Genomic DNA, 6,499 nt, shown 5'->3' on the forward strand with positions numbered 1-6,499 from the left:
CATAACAATACTTGGATGATTTCTGGTTGCATGCACTAAATTTACAATATCCTTTTCTGCATATTCATCAAAAAAGCGATGATAACCATTCTCAACTTTTGGTTTTTTCCACTCATCAAAACTCTCTGCTAAAAACAAAAAGCCCATTTCATCGCATAATTCCAATTGTTCTAAAGATGGCATATTATGAGAGCTTCTAATAGCATTACAACCCATATCTTTTAAAATAGTAAGCTGACGTTTTAAAGCTGCCTTATTAACTGCAGCGCCTAGCGGACCAAGATCGTGATGCAAGCAAACGCCTTTAAACTTGGTAACTTTTCCGTTTAGGCTAAAACCATTTTTAGCATCATATTTAATATTTCGAATACCAAATGTGGTTTTTATTTCATCTTTTAAATCATTTTCAACAAAAACTTGAGAAATTGCTGTATATAAATACGGAGACTCTGGGCTCCATAATTTTGGGTTTTCTACTTTTAAATTTTGCTCAAATTCACCATTAAATTGTTCAGAAGTTTTAGTTGTTACTAATTGATTTCCTTCTGCATCAAAAATGGTAGTTACCAATTGAATATTTTTCCCTGTAGTTTTGGTTTTAACGTTAATTTTGGCTTCACTTTCACTAATAAAAGGAGTTGTAATAAAGGTTCCCCATTGGTTTATACTTTCTTTATTCTTTACAATAACACTCACTTTTCTATACAAACCAGCACCAGGATACCAACGTGAAGCAAATTCTTTATTTGTTAACTTAACAGCCAATGTGTTTTCACCTACATTTACCAAATCTGAAACATCAAAGTAAAAATAACTATAGCCATACGCCCATTCACCTACTTTTTTACCATTTAAATAAACTTGAGGTTCGCTCATAGCGCCTTCAAACATCAAAATTACTTTTTTACCTTTTTGAAATTGTGGCAATGTAAATTTATTCCGATACCAAGCGGTACCAATGTGTGGTAAAGATCCTGTTCTACCAGTTTTTTCTGATGCTACTTCTTCTCCATTTTGAACAATTGCCACAGTTTGTTTGTCGATTTCCTTATTAAAAGGTCCTTTTATGGCCCAATCATGAGGAACTGAAACTGTTTCCCAATTAGCATCATTAAAATTTATTTGAAATGCGTTTTCGTTTTGAGTTTTTTGAAATTTCCAGTTAGAATCTAGTTCTTTCACAAATCTACCTTGTGCATAATTTAGTTGAATGGACAATAAAAGTGTAAAGATTGAGTATGAAAAACATTTCATTTTATTCTTATTAAATATAAAATTATTCAAAGATAGCTATATTAAAAAACCCATACACAATTTGCTTATGGGTTTTTACTTTTTTATAAAGTATTTTAAAAGTAACTATCAACAAAATTTATACTTATATTCTTTGTGAATATCGCCTTATCATCTCTATTAAATCACTCTTTCCAATTGGTTTTGAAATATAATCATTACAACCAATTTCAATTGCTTTTTCTTTATCTCCAGATAAGGCAAATGCTGTTTGAGCAATAATAATTACATTTTTATTGAATTTTCGTATTTGCTTGGTTGCTTCATATCCATTCATTTCAGGCATTTGAATATCCATAAAAATGATATCAATATCATGGTGTTTTTTACAGGTTTCAATTGCTTCAAGACCAGAATCAACCACTAATATTTCTTTCGCAAACTCATCTACAACAAGTGAAATTAAGTATTGTGAAGGCTCATCGTCTTCAACAATTAATATTTTAAGGCTTCTATTTAATTTATCTTCATTTATTAATGAGAATTCATTTTTAGCAATATTTGTTGGTTTATTTACAGGATTGTATTCAATAGTAAAATAAAAAATAGACCCTTTACTTTCTATACTTTCAACCCATATTTCACCACCAAGCATATTAACTAACGCTTTTGAAATGGATAACCCAAGGCCAGCTCCTTGTCTTGCTTCAACATCAGTAATATCTGCCTGAATAAACCTTTCAAATATTACATCTTGTCTATTTTTTGGAATTCCAATTCCGGTATCTTTCACATAAAACTCAAGGTAATTTCCTTTTAACTTATACCCAAATTCTATGGAACCTACATCTGTATATTTAATAGCATTTTTAACAAGGTTTATAAGAATGCCTTCTAACTTATTAGCATCGGTATTAATTTTTGCTTCGGTTTCGGCAAGGACGTTTTTAAAGGAAAGATGTATACCTTTTTGTTCTGCATCTAGTTTTAATAAATTATATACGTTTTCTACTTCAGTATTAACATTTACATCTTTCAAAATTACTTCCATGGCACCAGATTCAATTTTAGAAATATCAATAATTTCTTGAATAATATTAAGCATTCGTGCTCCACTTCGCTCAATTACACCAATATATTTTTGCTGATTTTCATTAGAAAGATCGGGTGTTTTTAAAAGTTCAGAAAAACCTAGAATACCATTCATAGGAGTTCTAATTTCATGACTCATATTTGCTAAAAATGCAGATTTTAAACGATCGCTTTCTTCGGCTTTAAATTTGGCAGATATTAATTCTTCTTGTACTTTCTTTTGCTCAGTAATATCATGAATTATGCTAAGAAGTAATTTTTTTTCATTGACCTCAATTATACTAGCGGACAATAAATAAACTCCAATTTCGCCTGTTTTTTTACGAAATTCAACATCTATTAGATGCAACGTTTTATCTTCTTTTAATAGATTAACAAAATTGACACGCTCTTCAAGATTTACCCACAAAGGCAATACTGTGGTGTTTTTCCCAATAAACTCGTCCCTAGTATAACCAAGAGTTTCAAATACCTTTTCATTTACCTCAACCACAAGTCCATCCATAGTGCTAAGTGAAACCATATAAGGACTTAATCTAAATGATTTTTCAAATTTTTCTTCAGATATTTTTAAGGTTTCTTCTATCTGTTTTCTTTCTGTAATATCAGTACTTAATCCTGATGCACCCGTAATTAGTTGATCTTCAATAATAGGATTTAAAGATGTTAAAAAATGACGTAATTCTCCGTTTAAAACATGTGAAAACTCGAAAGTAACATTTTCCCCCTCAAAAACCGATTCAAATTTTGGAATCCAGAATTTTGCTTGTTCTTCTGTTAAAAGTTTGGCAGAATTCATTCCTTTTTTAAGTTTAATGTTATGTTGCTTATTTAAAATTTTTTCGTAAGTACTGTTAAAAATAATGTAGTTATAGTTTCTATCAATCGACCAAATTGCATCTTCTCTATTATCAATCATTGATTTTAAATTGGCTGCTGTTTCTTTAAAAGCTACTTCTGCCCTTTTTCGTTCAGTTACATCGCGAATAATCATGCTAGTAAATAACTGATTTTCAGAATTCACAAAAATTGCAGATGAAAGTTCAACCTGTATAGGAACATTACCTTTGCGTAACATAGTAAGTTCTCCAGTTACTTTTCCATCTTTTTCTCTACGTGCAATTATATCTGAAATACGCGAGTCTGTTGGATCTATTAATCCTTTTCTACCCAATTGAATAATCTCATTTTCTGTATATCCAAGCATTTCACAAGCTGCAGGATTTGCAGATATAATTTTTCCATCTGGGCTGGTTAACATTATAGAATCCATACTGTTTTCGAAGAAAGAACGGTATTTAATCTCACTTTCCCTAAGCGCATCTTCAGCTAGTTTAAATTGTGTGGCATCTTGCACTGTAGAAATCATAATATTCTCATCAGCTATAAAAATGTTAGATGCATCTACATAACGTACTTCTCCAGAACTTGTAACAATTTTTAAGTTATTCCATATCATTTTACTAGGATCACCACTTTGCATACCTGCTATTGCTTGAGCTTTAAATTTATCTCTAAATTCAGAATCAGGAAATAATTTCTCAAAAAACAGATTGTTATTTGTAAGTATTTTTTTTGGCCATCCATAAATATTTTCGAATAAGCTGTTCATAAATTTCACCTCACCATTATCTATAGTGGTTACAGCAAAACCTATTGGTGCTTTTTCCATAATAGATTCAATAAATTTATATCGATCTTTAAGATTTTTTAAATATTGTTTTCGCTCAGTTATATCAATCACAAACCCAACAAAATTAATTAGCTCATTTTTTTTATTAAAATTACCAATTACAAATAATTCTACAGGAATAACGGTTCCATTTTTATGAATATACTCTTTTTCATATTGAACAGAATCGTTTTTTGAAGTCAATTTTTGTAATGCTTCTAATTCAATAGCATTCCAATGTAAAGGAGTTAATTGTTTACTCCAATTAATATTTTTTAATTCTTCTTTGGTATACCCAACTAATTCTATAAATGCATTGTTGCAATTATCTAATCTTCCATCAGGAAAACCATATGCAATTGCAATTGGAGCGTTTCTTACTATATCTCCAAGATTTTTTTCTCTATTATAACTATTAGATAATTCAATTTCGGTTTGTTTTTGAGAAGTAATATCAAAAAGACTTCCTACAAACCCTAACAACTCTCCGTTAGTGTTTAACATAGGTACAGCTTGGCCAATTACCCAAGTTATTTTACCTTGTTTATTCTTAAACCTATATGTTAATTCAAACTTAGATTTTAATTCTCTACATTTATTCCATTCACTAAATACCTTTTCTCTATCATTAGGATGAACACTTTCCGCCCAGCCTGTTCCTTTGCCTTCTTCAATAGGCATTCCAATAATTTCACTTGTTTTATAATTATAATAAGTTGCTTTACCATTTTCATCAGTTACAAAAATACCAACTGGTGAAATGTTTGAAAATGTTCTAAATTTTTCTTCGCTTTCTTTTAATTCTTTTTCTGCTTTTTTACGCACTGTAATGTCTCTCCAAGAAGACATAGAATGTATAATTTTACCGTTTTCATCTCTTACACCATAAACATTTAAGCTAACTTCTATTTTACTACCATCTTTCTTTTTAAGAATTAGCTCTTTGTTAATAATTTCACCTGTTTTTACAAATTGCTGAAATACATCTTTAGCATCTTCCATACAATCATTATGGTACAGTTTAAATATAGATGCCCCAATAAGTTCCTTTTCTGTGTAACCAGTTTTTCTTTGAAGGGTTTCGTTACATATTAGTATGGTACCATTAACTGGAGAAACAGATACAAACATATCTGGTGAATTATTGTATAATAAACGAAATTTTTCTTCGCTTTCCTTAATTTTAATTTCAGCCAATTTTCTATCGGTAATATCCTGAACAACACCGTACATTAAGGTTGCTTCATTCTTTTCATTTAAAAAGTGATTTCCCTTGCCCTGAATCCATCTAATAGCATTGTCTTTTCTAACAATTCTACATTCAAAATTCCAATCTGATTTTGTTGAAATTGCATTTTGAAATTTTTCATTAACTAACTTTTTATCTTTAGAATATACGTGTTCTAAAAACATTTCATAGGTCCAATTCTCAATTGGCTTTGAATACCCAAATATTTTGTCGTGTTTAAATGAACGCCATGAACTATTATTTACTAAATCTAATTCCCACACACCTGTATCAATGCTTTCTAATGCATAATCAAGTCTTTTTTTTCTTTTTAGATTTATTTCTTCAGCATCTTTTAACTCTTCATTTAACTCAATTTGTTCTAGTTTATAATCACCTAATTCATTTATAATTTGAGCTAAATTAAGTAAAAACATCATGTTAATTTTTACTTTTTCTTTTGAAATAACCGGTGTTAATTTGAGCTCTTTCAGATATTTATCTTCATTAAAACCATACTTTACGGCTTGTTTTTTATAAAATATTACTTCGGGTTTTTCAAAAAAGAATTGTCCCGAAAATAGCGTAGCAACATGTTCTCCACTAATTTTAATTGGAACAGCCACTTCAATTAACCCATTTAAACCTTTATAAATTTCATATTTTTCACTTTGAGGTAATTCTTCAACCAACCCAATTTCGTGAACGTTGCACTTTTTAGACAATTCAAAATTAACCCGACGAAAATTGGACCTTTTTTGCTCTGGTACCGATTGGTATATAATATCTCCTTTAAGATCTAGAAGACTTATTAAATGCTCTGTTGTTTTATTCAAGCCTTGCAGTAAATTGTTAATTACCTTAAAGTCTAAAATATCTATAATGTTACTTTTCATAATTTAAAAAAATACAAATTTTATGTTATATAATATACACGCATCAGCTAATTGGAAAAGAAAAAACTTTTACTGTTTTATATTACATTTAAAATGCAGCAAACAAATAATACAAATTATTATTTACTAAATATACTAAATATAATTTTATAGATAACAGACTTATATTAAATGAATTATAGACAAAACAAAAAAACCCTACAAACATAATATTTGTAAGGTTTTGTCTAATTTTGATTGATAACTAACAGAGAGTTACAATTTATATAAATTTTCTAATTGCTCTTTAGCTTTTTTCTTAGTCTATTAAGGCAACCAATTAATACTCGCTTTATATTAGAAATTAAATAATATGGAATAGTTTTAATAATTAGTTCC

2 protein-coding genes are annotated in these 6,499 nt (G+C 29.2%); both read right to left on the reverse strand.

Going from position 1 to position 6,499, the window contains the following annotated elements:
* Positions 1-1,254, reverse strand: a 1,254-nt coding sequence (locus ABY298_RS14060) for a sugar-binding domain-containing protein (RefSeq protein ID WP_372746694.1), incomplete at its 3' end; no start/stop codon positions are given.
* A 124-nt stretch (positions 1,255-1,378) separates the two neighbouring features.
* Positions 1,379-6,121 (reverse strand): PAS domain S-box protein, encoded by a 4,743-nt coding sequence (locus ABY298_RS14065; RefSeq protein ID WP_372746695.1) that lies wholly within the window; start codon positions 6,119-6,121, stop codon positions 1,379-1,381.
* Positions 6,122-6,499: the final 378 nt, after the last annotated feature.

Source organism: Lutibacter sp. (assembly GCF_041596795.1).
Taxonomy (GTDB): Bacteria; Bacteroidota; Bacteroidia; order Flavobacteriales; family Flavobacteriaceae; genus Lutibacter.

Bases quoted from the DNA above. Each gene is read 5' to 3' on its own strand.
- ABY298_RS14065 (WP_372746695.1), bottom strand. From the start codon at position 6,121: ATGAAAAGTAACATTATAGATATTTTAGACTTTAAGGTAATTAACAAT.